The sequence below is a fragment of the Nitratidesulfovibrio liaohensis genome (assembly GCF_011682075.1).
GTDB lineage: Bacteria > Desulfobacterota > Desulfovibrionia > Desulfovibrionales > Desulfovibrionaceae > Cupidesulfovibrio > Cupidesulfovibrio liaohensis.
Map to the genome: position 1 here is coordinate 1 of NZ_VSMK01000573.1, position 1,305 is coordinate 1,305.

The window sequence follows — 1,305 nt, forward strand, 5'->3', positions numbered from 1 at the left end:
GGGGTTGGCAGGGGGGCCGTACCGGCGGAAGCCGGAGCGGCGGCATCATCATTGCCGGGCGAGTACGGGGCCGCGTAGGGCAGCCCGGCCCCGAAGGGGTCCAGCGGGGCCAGGCCCCAGGCCAGGCGCAGGCGGCCGAACAGCAGGCGGACGTCCTTTTCCGTCAGGTGCACGGCGGCCAGCACGCTGGCCAGGGTGCGCCCTTCGCGCACGGCCACGCAGTGGTCCGGGGTGAACAGGGTGATGCGCTCGCCGCGCATCCACAGCGGGAACAGGCGACAGTACCAGGGCCGCACCTCGCGCGGGAGGCGGCAGCCTTCCGCGCCCAGAAAGGCGCAGTCGCCCCGCCGGTCCACCGCCAGGCGCAGATGCTCGCCGTGCAGGGGAAACAGGGCCTCCACGGCGGCTTCCTCGCCGGGGAACAGGCGCTTCATGCCGTCCACGAAGGGGCGGGTGTTGCGTTCGGTGGCGAATCCGCCCACGTGGTCGCACCATTCCACGATGCGCTCCCATTCCGAGCGGGACAGGGGGAAGCAGAACTCCTCCTCGCCGGGGGTGGTGGAGCAGCAGGTGGGCCCTTGCGCTGCGCAACGGGCGCAGGCCGAAGGATCGGGCGCGGGGCCATTCCTTTTGGCATGGGGCCGGGCGTGGGGGCGTGCACAGGGGGTGCCATTCGCGTCAGTCACATTGGGCGAGCCAGTCGCGTCGGGCGTTCCCGGTGTGTTGGGAGTGCGCTTGGTGGGGCGGGGTGCGCGTGCCATGTCAGTAGGCTCCGGAGCCGGAGTTGGGCCAATGGCCGTTGAAGCCGCGCAGCACCACCACCCAGAACGGGCGGCCCGGTTTGCCCCGGTGGGTGGACTGGTAGTGGGTGACCTGCACGGATTCGAACATGTCCTCGAGCTGGCGGGGCATGTCCGGCCCGTCGCGGCGCACCAGCACCGCGTCCCAGCCCACCTTGTCGGCGGGCGACGGCCAGATGTCGTACTGGCTCATGCGGCGGCCGAAGTCGGCGCAGTAGGTCACCGGCTGGCCGGGGGCGTAGAACGCCAGCGAGGCGGTCATGTCGTAGGCGTCGGAAAAGAAGAACACCCGGTCCGGGTCGGGCAGTTGCCGGCGCACCTCGCCCAGATGCTCGCCAAGGTCGGCCCATCCCTTCAGGCGGGTGGCCGGGTTGTACTGCGGCGGCAGGGGCAGCGCATCCTGCGCGTGCACCAGGCCGAAGGTCAGCACGCCCAGCACCGCCCACACGGGCACCAGCCTGCGCCACACGGTGGTGCGCGTCCCCGCCGCGAGCAGGACGGCGTC

1 protein-coding gene and 1 pseudogene are annotated in these 1,305 nt (G+C 72.0%); both read right to left on the reverse strand.

Annotation, left to right across the window (positions count from 1 at the left end):
• On the reverse strand, window positions 1–761 hold a 761-nt coding region (locus FVW27_RS16135; RefSeq protein ID WP_341806166.1), incomplete at its 3' end, for a YkgJ family cysteine cluster protein.
• 1 nt (window position 762) lies between these two features.
• Window positions 763–1,305: pseudogene (locus tag FVW27_RS16140) on the reverse strand (dolichyl-phosphate-mannose--protein mannosyltransferase); the annotation flags it as partial.